At 68.9% G+C, this 20,011-nt stretch carries 21 protein-coding genes; 5 read left to right on the top strand and 16 right to left on the bottom strand.

Going from position 1 to position 20,011, the window contains the following annotated elements; translation table 11 throughout:
- The first annotated feature begins 155 nt into the window (after positions 1-155).
- Together VD964_RS05650 and cueR are read left to right on the top strand one after the other, a co-directional pair.
- Complete coding sequence (locus tag VD964_RS05650) at positions 156-2,633, top strand: heavy metal translocating P-type ATPase (RefSeq protein ID WP_324866440.1); 2,478 nt, start codon at positions 156-158, stop codon at positions 2,631-2,633.
- Positions 2,634-2,641: 8 nt separating this feature from the next.
- Positions 2,642-3,028, top strand: coding sequence for a Cu(I)-responsive transcriptional regulator (gene cueR / locus VD964_RS05645; RefSeq protein ID WP_044551783.1), 387 nt, complete (start codon positions 2,642-2,644; stop codon positions 3,026-3,028).
- Positions 3,029-3,251: 223 nt separating this feature from the next.
- On the opposite strand, the gene VD964_RS05640 is transcribed toward cueR, so the two are convergent.
- Entirely contained in the window at positions 3,252-3,449 is a 198-nt protein-coding gene (locus VD964_RS05640) for a hypothetical protein (protein ID WP_324866437.1), read from the bottom strand.
- Positions 3,450-3,452: 3 nt separating this feature from the next.
- Complete coding sequence (locus VD964_RS05635) at positions 3,453-3,638, bottom strand: hypothetical protein (RefSeq protein WP_149224594.1); 186 nt, start codon at positions 3,636-3,638, stop codon at positions 3,453-3,455.
- A 159-nt stretch (positions 3,639-3,797) separates the two neighbouring features.
- Here VD964_RS05635 and VD964_RS05630 point away from each other — a divergent pair, with 159 nt between their 5' ends.
- Positions 3,798-5,210 carry an MFS transporter gene (locus tag VD964_RS05630; RefSeq protein ID WP_324866432.1) on the top strand — a complete coding sequence of 471 codons (1,413 nt, stop codon included), beginning with the start codon at positions 3,798-3,800 and terminating at the stop codon, positions 5,208-5,210.
- A 21-nt stretch (positions 5,211-5,231) separates the two neighbouring features.
- Here VD964_RS05630 and VD964_RS05625 read toward each other — a convergent pair whose 3' ends face one another.
- From VD964_RS05625 to metX, 4 genes are all read right to left on the bottom strand, one after another.
- Positions 5,232-5,795, bottom strand: coding sequence for a PRC-barrel domain-containing protein (locus VD964_RS05625; protein WP_324866430.1), 564 nt, complete (start codon positions 5,793-5,795; stop codon positions 5,232-5,234).
- A 315-nt stretch (positions 5,796-6,110) separates the two neighbouring features.
- Positions 6,111-6,377 carry a DUF3072 domain-containing protein gene (locus VD964_RS05620; RefSeq protein ID WP_324866428.1) on the bottom strand — a complete coding sequence of 89 codons (267 nt, stop codon included), beginning with the start codon at positions 6,375-6,377 and terminating at the stop codon, positions 6,111-6,113.
- A 77-nt stretch (positions 6,378-6,454) separates the two neighbouring features.
- The gene (gene metW, locus VD964_RS05615; RefSeq protein WP_324866426.1) at positions 6,455-7,066 is read right to left on the bottom strand and encodes a methionine biosynthesis protein MetW; all 612 of its coding nucleotides are present in this window, start codon (positions 7,064-7,066) and stop codon (positions 6,455-6,457) included.
- A 20-nt stretch (positions 7,067-7,086) separates the two neighbouring features.
- Positions 7,087-8,319 carry a homoserine O-acetyltransferase MetX gene (gene metX, locus VD964_RS05610; RefSeq protein WP_324866423.1) on the bottom strand — a complete coding sequence of 411 codons (1,233 nt, stop codon included), beginning with the start codon at positions 8,317-8,319 and terminating at the stop codon, positions 7,087-7,089.
- 209 nt (positions 8,320-8,528) lie between these two features.
- Here metX and VD964_RS05605 point away from each other — a divergent pair, with 209 nt between their 5' ends.
- Positions 8,529-9,425 (top strand): chorismate mutase, encoded by an 897-nt coding sequence (locus VD964_RS05605; RefSeq protein WP_324866421.1) that lies wholly within the window; start codon positions 8,529-8,531, stop codon positions 9,423-9,425.
- Between the two features lie 148 nt (positions 9,426-9,573).
- Positions 9,574-10,665 (top strand): histidinol-phosphate transaminase, encoded by a 1,092-nt coding sequence (gene hisC, locus VD964_RS05600; RefSeq protein WP_324866419.1) that lies wholly within the window; start codon positions 9,574-9,576, stop codon positions 10,663-10,665.
- Between the two features lie 60 nt (positions 10,666-10,725).
- Here hisC and VD964_RS05595 read toward each other — a convergent pair whose 3' ends face one another.
- The 10 genes from VD964_RS05595 to VD964_RS05550 all read right to left on the bottom strand — a co-directional run bounded on the left by VD964_RS05595 (position 10,726) and on the right by VD964_RS05550 (position 19,975).
- Positions 10,726-10,917 carry a DUF2283 domain-containing protein gene (locus VD964_RS05595; protein WP_014188100.1) on the bottom strand — a complete coding sequence of 64 codons (192 nt, stop codon included), beginning with the start codon at positions 10,915-10,917 and terminating at the stop codon, positions 10,726-10,728.
- On the bottom strand, positions 10,914-11,159 hold the full coding sequence (locus VD964_RS05590) for a DUF4258 domain-containing protein (protein ID WP_324866414.1): 246 nt from the start codon (positions 11,157-11,159) through the stop codon (positions 10,914-10,916). Before VD964_RS05590 ends, VD964_RS05595 begins: the two co-directional genes overlap by 4 nt.
- A gap of 18 nt (positions 11,160-11,177) precedes the next feature.
- Complete coding sequence (locus tag VD964_RS05585) at positions 11,178-12,458, bottom strand: amidohydrolase family protein (protein ID WP_324866412.1); 1,281 nt, start codon at positions 12,456-12,458, stop codon at positions 11,178-11,180.
- On the bottom strand, positions 12,458-13,381 hold the full coding sequence (locus VD964_RS05580) for an ABC transporter permease (protein WP_324866409.1): 924 nt from the start codon (positions 13,379-13,381) through the stop codon (positions 12,458-12,460). Before VD964_RS05580 ends, VD964_RS05585 begins: the two co-directional genes overlap by 1 nt.
- A gap of 6 nt (positions 13,382-13,387) precedes the next feature.
- The gene (locus tag VD964_RS05575) at positions 13,388-14,443 is read right to left on the bottom strand and encodes an ABC transporter permease (protein ID WP_414637096.1); all 1,056 of its coding nucleotides are present in this window, start codon (positions 14,441-14,443) and stop codon (positions 13,388-13,390) included.
- Positions 14,427-15,995: an ABC transporter ATP-binding protein gene (locus VD964_RS05570; protein ID WP_324866407.1), complete on the bottom strand. Its 1,569-nt coding sequence runs from the start codon at positions 15,993-15,995 to the stop codon at positions 14,427-14,429. The genes VD964_RS05575 and VD964_RS05570 overlap by 17 nt, the downstream gene beginning before the upstream one ends.
- 44 nt (positions 15,996-16,039) lie before the next feature.
- On the bottom strand, positions 16,040-17,050 hold the full coding sequence (locus tag VD964_RS05565; RefSeq protein WP_414637097.1) for a BMP family protein: 1,011 nt from the start codon (positions 17,048-17,050) through the stop codon (positions 16,040-16,042).
- A gap of 319 nt (positions 17,051-17,369) precedes the next feature.
- Positions 17,370-17,573, bottom strand: coding sequence for a hypothetical protein (locus VD964_RS05560; protein WP_324866403.1), 204 nt, complete (start codon positions 17,571-17,573; stop codon positions 17,370-17,372).
- A 16-nt stretch (positions 17,574-17,589) separates the two neighbouring features.
- Positions 17,590-19,281 carry a cbb3-type cytochrome c oxidase subunit I gene (locus VD964_RS05555; protein ID WP_324866401.1) on the bottom strand — a complete coding sequence of 564 codons (1,692 nt, stop codon included), beginning with the start codon at positions 19,279-19,281 and terminating at the stop codon, positions 17,590-17,592.
- 13 nt (positions 19,282-19,294) lie between these two features.
- The gene (locus VD964_RS05550; protein WP_324866399.1) at positions 19,295-19,975 is read right to left on the bottom strand and encodes a hypothetical protein; all 681 of its coding nucleotides are present in this window, start codon (positions 19,973-19,975) and stop codon (positions 19,295-19,297) included.
- Between the last annotated feature and the right edge of the window lie 36 nt (positions 19,976-20,011).

The raw sequence follows: 20,011 nt of genomic DNA, 5'->3' as shown, positions 1-20,011 counted from the left end.
CTCGCTGGTGTCGGGTGGCTTGCGGTCAGGACACGAACGCCCCGTCCGGCCTTTTGTTCATGAAACGGCGACACTGCGTCGATCAGCCCCTTGACCTTCCAATCGTTGGAAGCCCCATATCACTCCATGCCGAGCGGAATCGAAGGAGAACCGGCATGACCACGACCCAGCACAGCAGCAGCGCGACGACCGCTGCCGCACCCCCGACCGACCTCGACCTCGGCGTGTCGGGCATGACCTGCGCGTCCTGCGTCCGCCGGGTGGAGAAGGCGCTGGGCCGCGTGCCGGGCGTCACCGCCGTCTCGGTCAATCTGGCGACGGAGCGCGCGCGGCTGACCTTCGCCGGCCCGCCCGACGCCAAGGCCGCGGCCGAGGCGGTCGAGGCCGCCGGCTTCCAGGCGGAGCGGCGGGAGTTCGACCTGTCGGTCACCGGCATGACTTGCGCCTCCTGCGCCGGCCGGGTGGAGAAGGCATTGAACCGGCTGCCGGGCGTGGAGTCCGCCGCGGTCAACCTCGCGACCGAGCGCGCCCATGTCGTCGCCTTCGCCGGCAGCCTCGACGGCGCCGATCTGGTCGCCGCGGTGGAAAAGGTCGGCTTCGGCGCCGCTCCGGTCGTCGAGGACGGCGGCACCGCGGAGGAGGAGGCGCGGGCCGACCGTGGCCGGCGCGACCTGCGCCATGTGCTGATCGCCGCCGCCCTGTCGCTGCCCCTGCTGGCCGGCATGGTCGGCGACCTGTTCGGGGCGGACTGGATGCTGCCGGGCTGGGTGCAGTTGATCCTCGCCAGCATCGTGCAGTTCTGGCTGGGCGCGCGCTTCTACCGTGCCGGCTGGAATGCGGTGCGGGCGGGCGCCGGCAACATGGATCTGCTGGTGGCGCTCGGCACCTCCGCGGCCTGGGGGCTCAGCCTCTACCTGATGCTGACGGCGCCCACAGGTCATGGGGCTGGGCACGAGCCGCACCTGTATTTCGAAGCCTCCTCCGTCCTCATCGCCTTCGTGTTGCTCGGCAAATGGCTGGAAGCGCGGGCGAAGGGGCAGACCGCGGCGGCGATCCGCGCCCTGATGGATTTGCGCCCGGCCACTGCCCGGCTGCGCCGCGACGGCGTGGAGACCGAAGTGCCGGTGGAGCGCGTGCGCGTCGGCGACCATGTGGTGGTCCGCCCCGGCGAGCGGGTGCCGGTCGATGGTCGGGTGGTCGAGGGCAGCGGCGGCGTCGACGAATCGATGCTGACCGGCGAGAGCCTGCCGGTCGACAAGGAGCCGGGTGCCCGCGTCACCGGCGGTTCGATCAACGGTGACGGGCTGCTGGTGGTGGAGACCACGGCGGTCGGCACCGAAACCATGCTGGCGCAGATCGTCCGCATGGTCGAGGGCGCCCAGGCATCGAAGGCGCCGATCCAGCGGCTGGTCGACCGGGTCAGCGCGGTGTTCGTCCCGGCGGTGCTGGTGGTGGCGGCGTTGACGCTCGCCGGCTGGTGGATCGTCGGCGGCGATCTGGAGGCCGCCATCGTCACCGCGGTGTCGGTGCTGGTCATCGCTTGCCCCTGCGCGCTGGGTCTGGCGACTCCGACCGCGATCATGGTCGGCACCGGCGTCGCCGCCCGACACGGTATCTTGATCAAGGACGCCGAGGCGCTGGAGCGCGCCCATGCCCTGACCGCCATCGCCTTCGACAAGACCGGCACCCTGACGGAGGGCAAGCCGCAGGTCACCGACCTGATCCCGGCCGATGGTGTAGACGGCGCGACCCTGCTGCGCCTCGCCGCCGGGCTCCAGGCCGGCAGCGAGCATCCGCTCGCCCACGCGCTGCGGGAGCGGGCCGCGGCAGCGGGGCTGGCGGCGGAGCCGGTGACCGACTTCCGCGCGCTGCCCGGCCGCGGCGTCGCCGGCATGGTGGCGGGACGGCGGCTGCAGCTCGGCAACGCCCGCGCGGTGGAGGAGGCCGGCCTGCAGCCGGGCGCTCTCGCCGCCCGGGCGGAGGCGCTGGCGGCAAGCGGCCGCACCCTGTCCTGGCTGATCGAGGGGGTGATGGAGGTCGGCGATGCGCCGCGCCTGCTCGGCCTCGTCGCCTTCGGCGATACGGTGAAGGAGAGTGCGGTCACCGCCGTCGCCGCGCTGAAGGCGCAGGGAGTCGAGCCGGTGATGGTGACGGGCGACGGCTGGGGTGCCGCCCGCTCCGTCGCTGCGGCCTTGGGCATCGAGCGCGTGTTCGCCGAGGTGCTGCCCGGCGACAAGGCCGCCGTGATCGCGACGCTGAAGGGGGAGGGGAAGAGCGTCGGCATGGTCGGCGATGGCATCAACGATGCGCCCGCCCTGGCGGCGGCCGATGTCGGCATCGCCATGGCGACCGGCACCGACGTGGCGATGCACAGCGCCGGCGTCACGCTGATGCGTGGCGATCCGCGGCTGGTGGCGGGAGCGATCGACGTCTCGCGGCGGACCTATTCGAAGATCCGGCAGGGCCTGTTCTGGGCCTTCGCCTACAACGTGATCGGCATCCCGCTGGCGGCGTCGGGCAACCTCAGCCCGGTGCTGGCGGGGGCGGCGATGGCGCTCAGTTCGGTCAGCGTGGTGGTGAACGCCCTGACCCTGCGCGGCTGGGCACCGCCGAAGCGGGAGGATGTGCGATGAAGGACGGCATGACGATCGGCGACGCCGCCAAGGCGTCCGGCGTGAACGCCAAGCTGATCCGCTATTACGAGTCCATCGGACTGATCCCGGAGGCCGGGCGGACGGCGTCGGGCTACCGTGTCTACAGCGGCACGGACGTGAATGTGCTGCGCTTCGTCAAGCGGGCGCGGACGCTGGGTTTCGGAATCGAGCGCATCCAGAAGCTGGTCGGGCTCTGGCAGGACCGCACTCGCTGCAGTTCGGAGGTCAAGCGGATCGCGCTCCAGCACATCGACGAGTTGGAGGCGAAGATCGCCGAGCTGCAGGCGATGCGCGACACGCTGCATGAACTTGCCGACGCCTGCCACGGCGACGAACGGCCGGAATGCCCGATTTTGAAGGACTTGTCGTCGTGAGAACTCTAACCCCCCGACCATCCCCTCTCCCCCCCCGGGGAGAGGGTTAGGGTGAGGGGGATGCGTTGCGAGGATCTTCAAGAATCGCTTATTCTCCCCGCTCCCCACCAGATCCACGCAATGCATCCCCCTCACCCCGACCCTCTCCCCGGGGGGGAGAGGGGGAAATTCCGGAGGTGACAGGGTTGAATCTCTAGGCGGGAGAGGGCTTCACACCCGTATCCTACCGCTTCGTCTTCGGATCATGCGTGTGGTGGAGGTCGCGTTCGCCGCCGCCGCTGGAGCTGCCGGACTGACGGCCGTTGGTGGGTTCACCCGGATGCGGGTGCTTTTCCTGCGTCGCCGCCGGCTTGTCGGCGTTCTGCTGGCTGCTGCCGGGACCGCCTTGGTGGCGGTCGGTCGCGTCATGGCGCTTGGTCATGCCTCACCGATCCTGCTGGTAGCCTTGATGGGTGGTGTTCTGCCGGGTGTTGCCGGGCTGGCCCTGTTCCTTGGTGTTGGGGGCGCCGCGGTTGCTGGCACCGTCGTCGGGCGAGGCGCTGGTCGCCGGCTCGCCGGGACCCTTGTCGCTGCGGCCCTCGGGCGGGACGGGCGGGATGTGTTTTGTCATGGTGGCGCTCCTTAAGGTTGGCTCGCGTTCCATTCCAACAGGAGGGCGGGAGAGGGGTTCCGGTCTGACATAGTCCCACCCCCGCGCTCGGCTTCCGCAATGCTTTCATGCGAAATTGCTGCGACCGCGCAATGGGAGTCGGCCTCTATGCTGACGGCCATGTCCAGTCCCCCCATGCCGACCGTCTCCGCCGCCCCGTCCGCCATTCCGAAACCGCCGGCCATTGCCGACGGTCTGCCGGTCCCGCAACGCTACTGGGCGATGGCGGCGATGACCGTCGCGCTGATCATGGCGGTGCTGGACGGGGTGGTCGCCAACATCGCCCTGCCGACGATCCAGCGCGAGTTCGGGGTGGATGCCGCGGGCGCAATCTGGGTGGTCAACGCCTATCAGCTGGCGGTCACCGTCTCGCTGTTCCCGCTGGCGTCGCTGGGCGACATCATCGGCTATCGCAAGGTCTATTGGGGCGGACTTGCGGTCTTCACCGTGGCCTCGCTGGCTTGTGCGCTGTCGCCCAGCCTGCCGCTGCTGACCGCCGCGCGCGTCGTGCAGGGCATCGGCGGCGCCGGGATCATGAGCGTCAATCTGGCGCTGGTCCGTCACATTTACCCGTCCACCCATCTCGGGCGCGGGGTCGGCTACAACGCGATGATCGTCGCCGTATCCTCCGCCGCGGGGCCGAGTTTGGCGGCGCTGATCCTGTCGGTCGCCTCCTGGCCCTGGCTGTTCGCCGTCAACGTGCCGCTGGGGCTGGCGGCGCTGGCGGTGGCGGCGCGGGCGATGCCGGTCTCCACCCCCGCCGGCCACCGCTTCGACTGGGTGAGCGCCCTGTTGAACGCCGGCATGCTCGGCCTGCTGATCATCGGCTTCAAGGGGGTGGACGGCAGTCAGCCCGGCTGGCTGGTCGCGGCGGAGCTGGCCGGTGCGGTGGTTCTGGGCGTGACGCTGGTGCGGCGGGAGCTGTCGCAGTCGGCGCCGCTGCTGCCGGTGGACCTGCTGCGCCGTCCGGTCTTCGCCCTGACCGTGGTGACGTCGGTCTGCTCCTTCGCCTCGCAGAACATCGTTTTTGTGGCGATGCCCTTCTTTTTCGAGGACGTGCTGCACCGGTCTTTGGCCGAATCCGGGCTGCTGATGACGCCCTGGCCGCTGATGGTGGCGCTGGTGGCACCGATCTCCGGTCGGTTGGCCGACCGTTACGAGCCGACGCGGCTTGCCGCAGCGGGCTTGGCGCTGTTCGCCACCGGCTTGGCGCTGATGGCGCTGCTGCCGCCCGACCCGGCGACGCTGGACGTTGTGTGGCGCATGGCGCTGGCCGGCTTCGGTTTCGGCCTGTTCCAGACCCCGAACAACAAGGTGCTGGTCAGCAGCGCGCCGAAGGAGCGCAGCGGCGGCGCCAGCGGCATCCAGGCGACCGGCCGGCTGTTGGGCCAAACGTTGGGTGCCGCGACGGTCGGGCTGGTCTTCAGTGCGGTGGGCAAGGCGGACGGCAGCGTTACGGTGCTGTGGCTGGGCGCCGGGCTGTGCGCGGTCGCCTGCCTGACCGGCCTCTTCCGCCGCCGCCCGGCCGCCTGAGCCTCCACCGGGCGACGTGTCTTACTGTCCGTCGGGGCGGGTCACCGTCGGCTGGCTGCCATAGGCGAAGGTCGGTGCCTTGCCGATGTCGGCCTGTTCCATGTCCAGAACCGGCCCGTCCGGGCCGTTGGTCAGGGCGCCGGCCGGCACCGCGACCAGCTTGTCGCCCAGCCCCAGAACATCGTTCGGAGCCACGACGATGCGGTCGATCCGGTCGCCCGGCTGGCTCAGGGTGAAGTCGAGGATGCGGCCGCCGGGCTGGCCATCGCGCGTGCGCAGCTCCGTCCCCACCATCGACCGTGCCTGATCGGGGTTGAGGGCGGCGGAGGGCAGGGCGGCCACCGGCGGCGAGCCCGCCGGCGAAGCGGCGACCGGCGGCGCAGGATTCTGCATTTCCTGTGAGGGGGCCTCGCCGCTGACGCCCGGCGGGGAGGCGACCGGCCCGGTGGTCGGCTGGTCGTCGGGCCGGGGCGCGGTCATCAGCGGCGGGGCGATGGCTGTATCCGGCGCCGGCGTGGTCTGGGCCAGAGCGGTGCCGGACATCAGCAGCAGTGCAGCGGGCAGAAGCAAGACAGGGCGGAGCATGAGGGCGACCCTTCCATTCGGATTCGGTATCGCCTTGGTTAACAGCCCAACATGCCGATGGGTTGCCGGGGGGCGCATATCCCCCTCTCCCCCGGGGAGAGGGGCGGGGTGAGGGGGATGCATTGCGTGGATCTGGTGGGGAGCGGGGAGAATAAGCGATTCTTGAAGATCCTCGCCGCGCGTCCCCCTCACCCTAACCCTCTCCCCGCTTTCGGCGGACCTCTGGTCCGCCTGTCGCGTCAGCGCAAACTTCGTTTGCGTGTGAGCGGGGGGGAGAGGGGACTCTCCTGCGGCACGAGAGGCGTGAATCCGGTATCACTTCCCCCGCCCGGTCTTGTCCTGAAGCGCATCAATCCGCTTGGACGCCTCCGCCTTGGTGAGGGCGTCGTCGAAGTACTCGCCTGCCTCTTCGCTCAGCGTCTTCAGGTAGGAGGCCTGGGCGCCGGTCATTGGTTCGTCGCCGGTGGTCCAGTCGTCGGGGTTCTTGTCCCGGTTGGAGGTGTCGGCGCCGGTTTTGGGATTCTCGTGCGATTGGTCGCGGGGATCGGTCGAATGCTGATCGGTCGAATGCTTGGCGGTCATGATCCGTACCTCATCAAAAAGGAACGTATCAAGAACATGCAGGCGGACGGAAGGTTCCCGCCCGCATGCCGAAAAACTCACCCGCCGTTGCGCTTCAGCAGGAAGACACCCTGCTCGCCCAACAGGTTGGCGAAACCGGAATGGGCTTGGCTGGTGACCCGGCCGGCATGGTCGAGGATGCGGGTCTGTTCGATGGTGATGCCCATCTCCTCCGTCAGCACGACGAAGTCGCGCAGCGTGCAGAAATGGATGTTGGGCGTTTCCCACCACTGGTAGCCCAGCTTTTCCGTAACCGGCATGCGCCCGGTCAGCAGAAGCTGCAGCCGCACCCGCCAATAGCCGAAATTGGGGACCGACACGATGGCGCGGCGGCCGATGCGGCACATCATCTGCAGCACGTCACGCGGCTGCCGCATCGCCTGCAGCGTCTGGCCCAGGATGACGTAGTCGAAGGCGTCGGCGGGATAGTCCTTCAGGTCGGTCTCGGCATCGCCCTGGATCACCGACAGGCCATGCGCCACGCATTGCCGCACGCCGTCCATGCTCAGTTCGATGCCGCGCCCGTCGACGTTCTTGGCGTGGGACAGATAATCCAGCAGGGCGCCGTCGCCGCAGCCGACGTCCAGCACGCGGCTGTTCGGCTCCACCATCTCGGCGATCAGCTTCAGGTCGTCGCGAATGTCCACCATGGTCGGTCGTTCTGTCCCAATCAGCGCGCGCGGCGGCGGGCGGACAGGCCGCGATGCTCGGCGCAGCCCTCCAGGAAGCCGTGGATGACCTGATGGAACTCCGGCTCGTCCAGCAGGAAGGCGTCGTGGCCCTTGTCCGTCTCGATCTCCACGAAGCTGACATTCGCTGCGACGGCGTTCAGCGCATGCACGATGGCCCGCGATTCCGAGGTCGGGAACAGCCAGTCGCTGGAGAAGCTGGCAAGGCAGAAGCGCACCGGCGTCGTCCTGCCCCCCGGCCGGAAGGCGTTGGCCAGCGTGCCCCCCGCATCGGCGGCGAGGTCGAAGTAATCCATCGCCCGCGTGATATAGAGGTAGGAGTTGGCGTCGAACCGCTCGACGAAGGCCGCGCCCTGGTAGCGCAGGTAGCTTTCCACCTGGAAATCGGCGTCGAAGCCGTAGGTGACCGCCTTGCGGTCCTGCAGGTTGCGGCCGAACTTGCGGTGCAATGCCGCTTCCGAGAGGTAGGTGATGTGGGCGGCCATGCGGGCGACGGCCAGGCCGGCCTCCGGCTTGGTGCCCTCCAGCAGGTAGTTGCCGCCGCGCCAGTTCGGATCGGCCATGATCGCCTGGCGCCCGACCTCGTGGAAGGCGATGTTCTGCGCCGAATGGCGGGCGGCGGTGGCGATGGGCACCGCGGCGAACACCGATTCGGGATAGGCCACCGCCCATTGCAGCACCTGCATGCCGCCCATCGAGCCGCCGATGACGCAGAACAGCTTCTCGATGCCCAGATGCTCGACCAGCAACTTCTGCGCCCGCACCATGTCGCCGATGGTCACCACCGGGAAGGACAGGCCATAGGGCTGGCCGGTGGCGGGATCGATGTCCTTCGGCCCGGTGCTGCCCAGGCAGCCGCCCAGCACGTTGGAACAGATGACGAAATAGCGGTCGGTGTCCACCGGCTTGCCGGGGCCGACCAGCATTTCCCACCAGCCGGGCTTGCCGGTGACGGGATGCTTCTCCACCACGAAATGGTCGCCGGTCAGGGCGTGGCAGATGAAGATCGCGTTGGATTTGTCGGCGTTCAGCGTGCCGTAGGTCTGGTAGGCGATCTGGAAGCCGCCGATCTCCACCCCGCTGTCCAGCCGCATCGGCCGGTCGACCGCCAGACGCACGCGCTTGCCCGGCAAGACTTGGTCATTGGGGGCCGGGCTGTCGGCGACCTCGGGGGTGACCAGGGGCGGCTGCTGCGCGGTGGGGGGCGCGGACATATCGTTTCGTGCCTTAAGAGCGGGTCTTGCCTTCGGAAATCCGGCCTCTTGCAAGCCTTGCGGCGCCTTGGCGGAAACCGTCGGTGAGCTTTGGCGGAACGGGAGGGTATAGCTACGAAGCCGGGCTCAAGAGTGTCAATGTTTTCTTTGATTTCGCGGCGCATGCGGACTACTACTAACCGGCTTTGCTTTCGATGGTTTCTTGACCCATGGCCCCCGCCCGGACCCCGCTCGACGATTTGCGCCGCGAGATCGACCAGATCGACGACGCGATCCATGACCTGCTGATGCGCCGCGCCGCCGTGGTGGAACGCATCGGGGCCGCGAAGGGCAATGGCGCGGCGGAAAACGGCACGCAGCCGATCATTCTGCGCCCGGCACGGGAGGCGACGATCCTGCGGCGCCTGATTGCCCGCCATGCCGGAACCTTCCCCGCCCAGGTCGTGGTGCGCATCTGGCGGGAGATGATCACCGCCTTCACCCGCATGCAGGGCCCCTTCGCCGTCGCCGTCTATGCGCCGGAGGACCGCCGCGGCTTTTGGGACGTGGCGCGCGACCATTTCGGCGGATTCGTGCCGATGACCGCCGTCAACACCCCGGCCGCCGCCCTGCGTGCGGTGTCTGAGGGGACGGCCACCGTCGCCGTGGTGCCCTATCCGGCCGACGACGATTCGGATCCCTGGTGGCGCTTCCTGGTGTCGGCCGACGCCGGCCGGCCGCAGGTGGTGGCGCGGCTACCCTTCGGCGGGCGCGGCAACGCCCGCGGCGAGAACCGCGACGCGCTCGCCATCGCCGCCGTCCCGCACGAGCCGACCGGCGACGACCGCACGCTGCTGAGCATCGAGATCGGCGGCGACCTCAGCCGCGGCAGGCTGAAGGACATGCTGGAGGCCTGCGGCCTGCCGCCGGTCAGCTTCTGCACCTGGCATCCGGCCGGCCACGCCATCGGGATGAGCGGCGGCGGGCCGTCCGTCCATCTGGTCGAGGTCGCCGACTTCGTCGGGCAGGCCGACCCCCGGCTTGCCATGCTGCTGGAACGGTCGGGCGACATCCCGGTGCGGGTCAACGTCGTCGGCGGCTATGCCGTGCCGCTCGCTCTGGGCTGATGTGCGCGATTGGGGCGAGCCGGTGGGCCGGCTCCTGCCTTATGCTGCATCGGCATGTCCTGAAACTGAACATCGGCGCCAGGACTGTTCCAAACCGTTCCAAACGTTCCAAAATCGCCAATCCAATCTGTCGGAAGGTAAGCAGACCATGACCCAGCCGAACGGCCCGCAGCCGCGTCCGGGGATTCTCGACATCGCCGCCTATGTCGGCGGCGAGCATCAGGGTCATATCCGCCTTGCCTCCAACGAAGGCGCGCTGGGGCCGAGCCCGAAGGCGATGGAAGCCTATTCGGCGGCGGCTGGGACCCTGCACCGCTACCCGGACGGCGCCTCGGCGGCGCTGCGCGGCGCCATCGCCAAGCGCTTCAACCTGGATGCCGACCGCATCGTCTGCGGCGCCGGGTCGGACGAGATCATCAGCCTGCTGATCCGCTCCTATGCCGGGCCGGGCGACGAGGTGCTGTATTCGCAGCACGGCTTCCTGATGTACCCGATCGGAGCAAAGTCGGTCGGCGCCACCCCGGTGACGGCGCCGGAGGACGGGCTGACCGCCAGCGTCGACAGCCTGCTGGCCCGCGTCACCCCGCGCACCCGTCTGGTCTTCCTCGCCAACCCGAACAACCCGACCGGCACCTACCTGCCGGCGTCGGAGGTGGCGCGGCTGCATGCCGGCCTGCCGCCGGACGTCATCCTGGTCATCGACGCGGCCTATGCCGAATACATGAACAAGGACGACTACACCGCCGGCGAGGAGCTGGTGGAGAAGTTCCCCAACGTGGTGATGACCCGCACCTTCTCGAAGATCTTCGCGCTGGGCTCGCTGCGCATCGGCTGGTGCTATGGCCCGGCCGGGATCGTCGACGTGCTGAACCGGGTGCGCGGCCCCTTCAACGTGTCGAATGCCGCCCATGTCGCCGGCATCGCCGCGGTGGAGGATGCCGAGTTCCTCGACCGCTCCCGCCGCCACAATGAGCAGTGGCGCGAGTGGTTCTCCGCCACCGTGCGGGAGCTTGGCTTGACGGTTCACCCCAGTGTGACCAACTTCGTTCTGGTCGATTTCAAGGGCCAGCCCGCCGGCAAGGACGACGCCGAGGCCGCCCGCCAGTTCCTGAAGGCCCGTGGCATCCTGGTCCGCCAGATGCCCTCCTACGGCCTGCCGAGCTGCCTGCGCGTCACCATCGGCACCGAGCAGGAAATGCACACGGTGGCCGAAGCGTTGCGGGACTTTTTGAAGGCGTGAGGGCTTCCCAACAGAAAAGCCCACCGAAACGACCGTTCCGGTGGGCTTTTTGCTGGGTGCTCACTCTGCGGCGATTGGAATTGCGCCAGCAGCCATCTTCTCTTTCGCGTTGAGCACTTCGAGAGCGACGATCCGATTCTGGTCATCAAAATCCAGGATGATTCCAGGGGCGACTTCCTGAGAGTCGATGATGGTGCCCTCCGAAAAGCGCACGAACAGCGCGTCGGCTTCGGGATCATATCGCGAGTTCATAGCTTGGCTCCCCGGTCGAGAAAGGCCGTGATGACCAGTATATCCGCACCGTCCCGGCGATGGACAACCCGGATGATGCGATCACCTGCCTCTGGAATGCGTTTGAAGGAGCGGCACACCTCCGGTCCGCTGGGATCGGTCTCGATCCGGTCAGCATCCAGGATGGCACGTTCGACCCATTCCAGAGCCAATCCGCGCTCCTGGATCGTCAAACGGGCATGGGCAGTGAAGCCGATCATCATTGCAAGTCCCTGCTAGCCCTACCCCCGGTTCAGCAGGAAATCGACCGTTTCCGGCCGTCCCGGCAGGTCGAGCTTCGCCTGCACCGGTTCGCAGCGGCTGACGATCCGGCCGCGGCGCAGGACGAACAGGCGGGCGGCGCGGGTGCGGATCGCCTCCACCGGGCCGCTGGCTTGGAGCACCACGAGGTCGGCGTTGCAGCCCGGTTCCAGCCCGTAGCCGTCCAGATGCAGCAGGCGGGCAGGGTTGACCGTCACCGCGTCGAAGGCGGCCTTGATGCCGTCCTGGCCGGTCATCTGGGCGACATGCAGGCCCATATGCGCCACCTCCAGCATGTCGCCGGAGCCAAGCGGATACCAGGGGTCCATCACGCAGTCGTGGCCGAAGGCGACGGTCAGGCCGGCGGCCATCAGCTCCGGCACGCGGGTCATGCCGCGGCGCTTGGGATAGGTGTCGTGACGGCCCTGGAGGCTGATGTTGATCAGGGGGTTGGCGATCACCCCCAGCCGAGCCTCGGCCATCAGCGGGATCAGCTTGGAGACATAGTAGTTGTCCATGGAATGCATGGAGGTCAGGTGCGACCCCGTCACCCGCCCATGCAGCCCCAGCCGCTGCGTCTCGTAGGCCAAGGTCTCGACATGGCGGGACAGCGGGTCGTCGGTCTCGTCGCAATGCATGTCGACCAGCAGCCCGCGCTCCGCCGCGATTTCGCAGAGCAGCCGGACCGAGGCGGCGCCGTCGGCCATGGTGCGCTCGAAATGCGGGATGCCGCCGACCACGTCGACGCCCATGTCCAGCGCCCGCAGCAGCAGCTCCTCCGTGCCGGCTGAGCGCAGGACGCCGTCCTGAGGGAAGGCGACCAGCTGCAGGTCGAGGTACGGCGCGACCCGCTTCTTCACGTCCAGCAGGGCTTCCACTGCCAGCAGCCGCGGATCGCAGACGTCGACATGGCTGCGCACCGCCAGCAGGCCGCGCCCGACCGCCCAGTCGCAGTAAGCGAGTGCCCGCTCGACGATGGCGTCCTGCACCAGCTGCGGCTTCAGCTCGCCCCACAGCGCGATGCCCTCCAGCAGGGTGCCGCTCTGGTTCACGCGCGGCAGGCCGTAGCTGAGCGTGCTGTCCATGTGGAAATGGGAATCAACGAAGGGCGGGGTGACCAGCCGGCCGGTGGCGTCGATCTCCGAGGCAGCCTCGCCGGCCAAGCCGGCTTCGACGGCGGCGATGCGGCCACCCCGGATGCCGATGTCGATGCCGCTGCGGCCATCCGGCAGGGTGGCGCGGCGCAGGATCAGGTCGAACATCAGCGTTCTCCTTTGCGGTACGGGATCATCAGGGCGCGCGGGTAGGAGGCCCGGCGGGCCACCAGCACCAGCGCCAGGATGCTCAACAGATAGGGCATCATCAGGAACAGCTGGTAGGGAAGGACGCCGCCGCTCGCCTGCTGGAGCCGCAGCTGCAGCGCGTCGAACACCGCGAACAGCAGGGCGCCCAGCATCGCCTTGCCCGGCCGCCAGGAGGCGAAGACCACCAGGGCGATGCAGATCCAGCCCCGCCCGTTGACCATGTTGAAGAAGAAGGCGTTGAAGGCGGACAGCGTCAGGAAGGCGCCGGCCAGCGCCATCAGCGCGCTGCCCGCCATCACCGCGCCGATGCGGATGGCGGTGACGTTCAGCCCCTGCGCCTCGGCCGCAGCCGGATTTTCGCCGACCATCCGCACCGCCAGCCCGACCGGCGTGCGGTACAGCACATAGGCAACCACCGCGACCAGCAGGAAGGCGAGGTAGGTCAGCGGCGTCTGGGCCAGGGCGCCGGGCAGGGCCAGCGGCTGGAACGGCTCGATGGTCGGTGGGGTGCTGGCCTGCGGCAGGACGAGCCGGTAGACGAAATAGGACAGACTGGTGCCCAGCAGGGTGACGCCGATGCCCGTCACATGCTGCGACAGGCCGAGCGGCACGGTCAGCGCCGCGTGCAGCAGGCCGAGCATCGCGCCGCAGGCTGCGGCCACCAGCACGCCGGTCCACAGATCGGCCCCCTGGTAGACCGCCATCCAGCCGGCCATGGCGCCCAGCGTCATGATGCCTTCGATGCCGAGATTCAGCACGCCGGCCCGTTCGCACAGCAGCTCGCCCAGCGTGCCCAGCACATAGGGGGTGGCGATGCGCAGCACTGCGGTCCAGAAGGCGGCCGACAGCAGGATGTCGAGGATGATCGACAGGAAATCCATGACCCCTTACCCCCGCCGCAGCCGGTAGCGCGCCAGCAGTCCGGCGACCAGCATGCACAGGAGGCTGGCGGCGACCAGGACGTCGGCGATGTAGTTGGGAACCGGCATGGCGCGGCTCATGGCGTCGGCGCCGACGAAGATGCCGGCGATGAACAGCGCCGCACCCACCACGCCGATGGGGTGCAGCTGCGCCAGCATGGCGACGACGATGCCGCTGTAGCCGAAGCCCGGCGACAGGTCGAGCGTCAGATAGCCTTTCAGGCCGCAGACCTCCGCCGCTCCGGCCAGCCCGGCGAGACCGCCGGACAGCAGGGCGGTGCGCAGCATCACCCGCGTCACCGGCATGCCGGCGAAGGCGGCGGCGCGCGGGTTGGCGCCGACCGCGCGGTTCTCGTAGCCCCAGATGGTCCGGGTATCGACCAGCCACAGAAGCACCGACAGGCCGAGCGCGATGGCGAGCCCGGCATGCAGGCGGGTGCGTTCCACCAGCTTGGGAAGTTCCGCCGCCTCGGCGACGGGGGCCGACTGCGGCCAGCCCATGCCCATCGGGTCCTTCAAGGCCCCTTCCAGCAGCATCGACACCAGCAGCAGGACGACGAAGTTCAGCAGCAGGGTCGTCACCACCTCGTCGACGCCGAAGCGGACCTTCAGCACGGCGGGACCGAGCAGGGTGACGCCGCCCGCCGCCATGCCGGCGATCATCACCACCGGGATCAGCGCCCAGGCCGGCAGGTCGAGCATGCCGCCGCCCACCACCACGGCGGCGAGCGCGCCCATGTAGAGCTGCCCCTCCGCCCCGATGTTCCACAGCTTGGCGCGGAAGGCGACGGCGGCGGCAAGGCCGGTCAGGATCAGCGGGGTGGCGCGGGTCAGCGTCTCCGTCAGGGCGAAGCGGGAGCCTACGGCGCCCTCGAACAGCAGGCCGTAGGCACGGAGAACCGGCGCGCCGGTCCAGGCGACCAGCAGGGCGCAGAGCGCCAGCGCCGCGACCACGGCGCCCACCGGCGCCAGCAGCCGCAGGGCGAGCGGGGTATCGGTGCGCGGTTCAAGCCGCATCGCCATGCTCCAATTGGGTCTCCGGCAGAATATCGCGCAAAACGTCCCAATGCCCGGCCATCAGCAGGCCGAGCTGGCTGACCGACACCCGGTCATGCGGCAGAAGCGGGGTGAGGCGCCCGTGATAGGCGACAGTGACGCAATCGGCCAGCGCCAGGATCTCGTCCAGATCCTCGGAGATCAGCAGGACGCCGGCTCCGGCGGCGCGGGCGTCGAGCAGCCGGCTGTGGACATAGGACACCGCGCCGATGTCGAGCCCGCGCGTCGGCTGGCTCGCCAGGATCAGGTCCGGCCCATGGGCCAGCGTGCGGCCCAGGATCAGCTTCTGCATGTTGCCGCCCGACAGCAGCTGCGTGCGGGCATCGGGGCCGGGGCAGCGGACGTCGAACTCTTCGATCACCTCGCGGGCGTAGCTCCGCGCCGCACCCCGCCGCAGCACGCCGAAGCGGGAGAAGGCGGCATCGTGGTAGCGCTCGGCGATCAGATTCTCCCACACCGCCATGGCGCCGACCAGACCGGCGCTGTGCCGGTCCTCCGGAATGCGGGCGACGCCGCGCCGGACCATGTCGGCCGGGTTGGCATGCTCGACCACGCTGCCTTTCAGCGACAGACGGCCGGAGCCGGGGCGGATCAGGCCGCTGACCAGTTCCGCCAGCGCGGTCTGTCCATTGCCCGACACGCCGGCGATCCCGACCACCTGATGGCGCCGCACCGTCAGGTCCACCCCGTCCAGCAGCGGACGGCCGTGGTCCGAGGCGACGGTGACGCCCGCCAGTTCCAGCACCGGCTCGCCGGGGCTGAGCGGGGTGGGGGCCGGCGGCTTGACGCTGCGGCCGACCATCAGCTCGGCCAGCTTGGCGCGGTCGGTGGAGGCGGTGGCGTGGGTGGCGACCAGCTTTCCGGCGCGCAGTACGGCGACGGTGTCGCTGGCGGCGAAGACCTCGTTCATCTTGTGGCTGATGAAGACGACGGCGAGCCCGTCGGCGGTCAGCTTGCGCAGGGTCTCGAACAGCCCGGCCGATTCCTGCGGCGTCAACACCGCGGTCGGCTCGTCCAGGATCAGGATGCGGGCGTCGCGGTAGAGCGCCTTCAGGATCTCCGCCCGCTGCCGCTCGCCGACCGACAGGTCGCCGACCAGCGCATCCGGCCGCACCTCCAGCCCGAAGCGCTGGGAAAGGTCGAGCAGCCGGCGGCGGGCGGCGCCCCGGTCGGAACGCCAGCGCCACAGCGATTCGGTCCCCACCGCGATGTTGTCCAGCACCGACAGATTGTCCGCCAGGGTGAAATGCTGGTGGACCATGCCGATGCCGGCCTCCAGCGCCGCACGGGGCGAGCCCGCCGGCAGGGGACGGCCGAACGCCTCGATGCTGCCCTCGTCGGCGATGTAATGGCCGAAGAGGATGTTCATCAGGGTGGTCTTGCCGGCGCCGTTCTCGCCAAGCAGGGCCAGCACCTCGCCGGCGCGGAGCGTCAGCGAGATGTCGTCGTTGGCGAGCAGCGGGCCGAACCGTTTCGAAATGCCGGCGAGCCGGAGGACGACCTCCGGCCCGCCTTTCACGGGTGATGACAACTCGGGTGATGACATCGGGAATGCGCCGGGCGTCACATCGTCGACTTCGGCTCGGCGTCGTTGACCTTCACGGTGAACTTGCCGTCGCGGATCTGCTGCTCGCGCTCCTTGACCTTCGCCTTGATGGCGTCGGGGACCTTCGCTTCGAAGGTGCCGAGCGGCGCCAAGCTGGAGCCCTTGTGCGCCATCATGCTGTAGGGGCCGTAATCCTCGGCCTTGTAGCTGCCGGCCTTCACCGCGGCGATGGCGCGCTCCACCGACGGCTCCATGTGCCACAGGGCGCTGGCGACGACGGTGTCCGGATATTGCGGCTGGGTGTCGATGACGTTGCCGATGGCGAGCACCTTGCGCTCCTTGGCCGCATCCGACACGCCGAAGCGCTCGGCGTACATCACGTCGGCGCCACGGTCGATCATGGCGAAGGCGGCTTCCTTGGCCTTCGGCGGGTCGAACCAGGAGCCGATGAAGCTGACGGAGAACTTGACCTGCGGGTTGACCTCCTTGGCGCCTTCCATGAAGGCGTTCATCAGGCGGTTGACCTCGGGAATCGGATAGCCGCCGACCATGCCGATCACGTTCGACTTGGTCATGCCGCCGGCGACCATGCCGGACAGATAGGCGGGTTCCTGGATGTAGTTGTCGAAGACCGAGAAGTTCGGCTCCTGCGGCTTGAAGCTGGAGCCCATGACGAAGGCGGTCTTCGGATAGTCCTTGGCGACGGCGCGGGCGGCGCGCTCCACCCCGAACACCTCGCCGAACACCAGCTGCTGGCCGGCCTCGGCATACTGGCGCATCACGCGCTCATAGTCGGTGTTGGCGACCGATTCGGCCCAGACATACTCGATGTCGCCGCGGTCGGCGGCGGCCTTCAGCGCGACATGGATGCGGCTGACCCACTGCTGCTCGATCGGAACGGTGTAGATGCCGGCGACCTTCAGCTTGCTTTGCGCAAGCGCCGGCAGGGAGCCGCCGGCCGCCGCCGCGAAGGCGACCGCGGCGATGCCGCACAGCACCGCACGGCGCGTCATTCCCGCTACACCCATGCCCAGGTCCTTCATGCCCAGATCCCCCATCCCCCGAACCGACATCGTGAATCCCCTTCGTCGCAGAGTATCGTTGGCCGCGTATGGTTCGCCGCGTTTCGTCGACCGCCCGTCTTCGGCAGCAGGGCGGCTGACACGCCTAAGCCCATGACTACCCGGGAATGTTACCCCGAATCCATGGGTGCGTGCGTGCCATACATGCAAATGCAACAGAGATGCCAGCGGCCGGGACCGCCACCCGTCTGACGGGGGCGGCCCTCCGGCCGGTCAGAATGCCGGCATGTGATTGAAAAACAGGCAATACTTCCTGGCCATCCGGTCAGGTTCGCGTGCTTTCCCCGGCGTTCCGGCCCCTTCCTGCCAGGGTCAGCACGATGGCAAGCAGCAGGAACAGCACGGCCCCTCCACCCCAGACTCGGACATAGCCGGGCATGCCAAGGCTGGGGACGAGGGCATAGACGGCGGCCAGCGCCGCCCAGACCGCGACGATGGCGAGCATCAGCCGGACTTCGTCGTTCTTCATGGCGGGTCTCCTGCGGTCAATGGCCGTGGCCGCCGCCGATGGCGGCGATCGGCAGCGACTGGATCAATTGGAAGGCGGCGATGGTGAAGACGTACATGGCCGCCACCAGCGCCGCGATGGACGCCGGGCCGGTCCAGGCGGGTGCGGCGCCGATGCGGCTTTGCCCGGCCTTCCAGTCGACCGCCGGCAACTCCATCGCCGACAGCTTGCGGCCGGACAGCAGGGTGCGGACGACGCCATAGACGCTGACAGACAGGGCCGCGGCGAACAGGCTGGCGCCGATGCCGACCAGCCCCATCAGGACCGGCCATGCAGCCGGCGCCATGCCGCCATAGCCGATGTCGAACACCCGGCGCGGCACGCCCATTGTGCCGGCCGCGATCCCGGCTGCGGCGAACACAAGCAGGCCGGCGGTCACCAGGGCGGGCATACGGGCCAGCAGCATCGGCCGCCACAGGTGGCCGCCGTTCAGCGCCGGCAGCATGATCATCAGCGCCGCCAGGAAGGTCTGGGTCAGCACGCCGACGGCGAAGAGATGGAAATAGCCGGGCACGAAGAAGGTGTCGCTCAGCATCGGCGCCAGTTCGCCCTGGATCAGGACGAAGGCGAAGGTGAGGCCGACCATCATGTTGACCACCGCCCAGCCCATGTTCGCCATCGCCGGGTTGCTCCAGGGCAGGCCACGCATCCAGCCGAGGAAGCCGGTGGCGCCGTGTGCCCGCGCGCTGGCCTCCAGCGACGAGACGATGATGGCGAAGGCCGCCAGTGTCGGGACCGAAACGAACAGGGACAGCAGCGACCCCACCACCCGCACGCCCTCCGACAGGTTGGGCTCCAGGAACATGTGATAGAGGCTGGTCGGCGGGACGAAGACCAGATAGGCGGCGAAGACGATCTTCGACAGGCGGGCGCCGTGGATCGAGGTGACGCCGGTCAGATGCCGGGTCAGCACGTACCAGACCAGCACCGTCGCCATCAGCGGCAGATAGTGCAGGTTGTGGAACAGGATGTGCCATTCGGTGCCATGGTCGGTCGGGAAGGGGCCGGCGCCGAGCGACCAGAGCAGACCGGGCAGGAAGGCGTTGGTGGCGGCGATGGCGCTGACGATCAGGAAGCCGGCCCAGGCGAACAGGGCGAATCCGACCGCGCCGAACTCCTCCGCCTCGCCCCGGCGGCGCGGCTGCAGCAGGGTGGCGATGCCGCTGAGGGCGGACGCCGTGAGGCCGGCGGACAGCAGCAGATAGCCGAGCGCGAAGAACCCGACCGAGCGTGGATCGTCCGCCGCCAGTTCCGGGCTGCCGTCATAGAGCAGCGGCGTGCCGGTATAGGAGATCCACTCGCTGACCGCGAAGCCGGCCAGCATCAGGGCGGCCCCCGCCCAGGCTGCCGGACGCAGGGCGAGCCCCCGGCCGTTCTCCGCCGCGGCCAGCGCCAGCAGAAGCGCCGCCTGGATCAGGTAGAGCCAATAGAAGAACACCGACACCCCGTGCAGGGTCAGCAGCCGGTAGGCGTCGTCGGGAAAGAAGGTCAAGGCGCCGGCACGGGCAAGCGCGGTGAGCAGACCGCCGGCAAGTCCAAGGACGAGGGCGAGCAGGGCGGCGCCGAACAACAGGTTCAGCAACGCCTTGTCGGGTCGGGGCAGGGTGCGGAGGCGCGCCGTCAGGCCGGATTTGACCATGTTCGGGGCGTCATGCGGGATGGTGTCCATGATCGATCCCCCGTCAGACGACGATGATGCGGCCCTGCATGGCGTCATGTGCCTGGCCGCAATAGACGGTGCAGTAGACGAGATACTCGCCCGGCTTGGTGAAGGTGATCGTCTGCTCGCTGACGATGTTCGGCCGCAGCCGGATGATCCGGCTGGCCCTGCCGAGCTGGATCGAGGCGCCATGGGTGATGTCGTCCGCCATCATGCGGAACCGGTAGGCTTGGCCTGCCTTGAGGCGCAGCAGATCGGGGCTGTAGACGAATTTCTGCGCCATCAGGAAAACGGTCACCGGTTCGATGGCCGATCCGCCGTCGTCATGACCCGCATCGGCGTGGCCGCCCTGGGAGGCGCCCTGGGAGGTGCCATGTGCGTGGCCGTGCGAATGCGCGTCGCCGTGGGTCGCGGCGTGCGGATCGACGCTGCCGTCCGTCTGCGCATAGGTCCGCAGGAAGGTCTCATGCTCCAGGCGGAAGTCGTCCGCTTTGGAGGTGGCTGCCGCGACATGGCCGCCATGGCTGCCACCGTTGTTCCCGCCATGGCCGCGCGTTTCCGGCTCGGGTGTGGCGGACGCCGTGTGGCCGAAGGGGAGGGGAGCGGCGCCATAGGCCGCCCAGGCGCCGTAAAGGGAAACGGCGCCGAAGCCCAGTCCGGCGATGAAGCCGCGACGGGTCGTGAAATGCCTCGGATCGGGCATGGAGGAAGTCCTCTGATCGCGTTTGAAAGCGCTGGC

Source organism: Azospirillum sp., assembly GCF_035628975.1.
Lineage (GTDB): Bacteria > Pseudomonadota > Alphaproteobacteria > Azospirillales > Azospirillaceae > Azospirillum.
The sequence above is the reverse complement of the archived record's forward strand: the minus strand, read 5'-3'. Positions and strand labels throughout refer to the sequence as shown.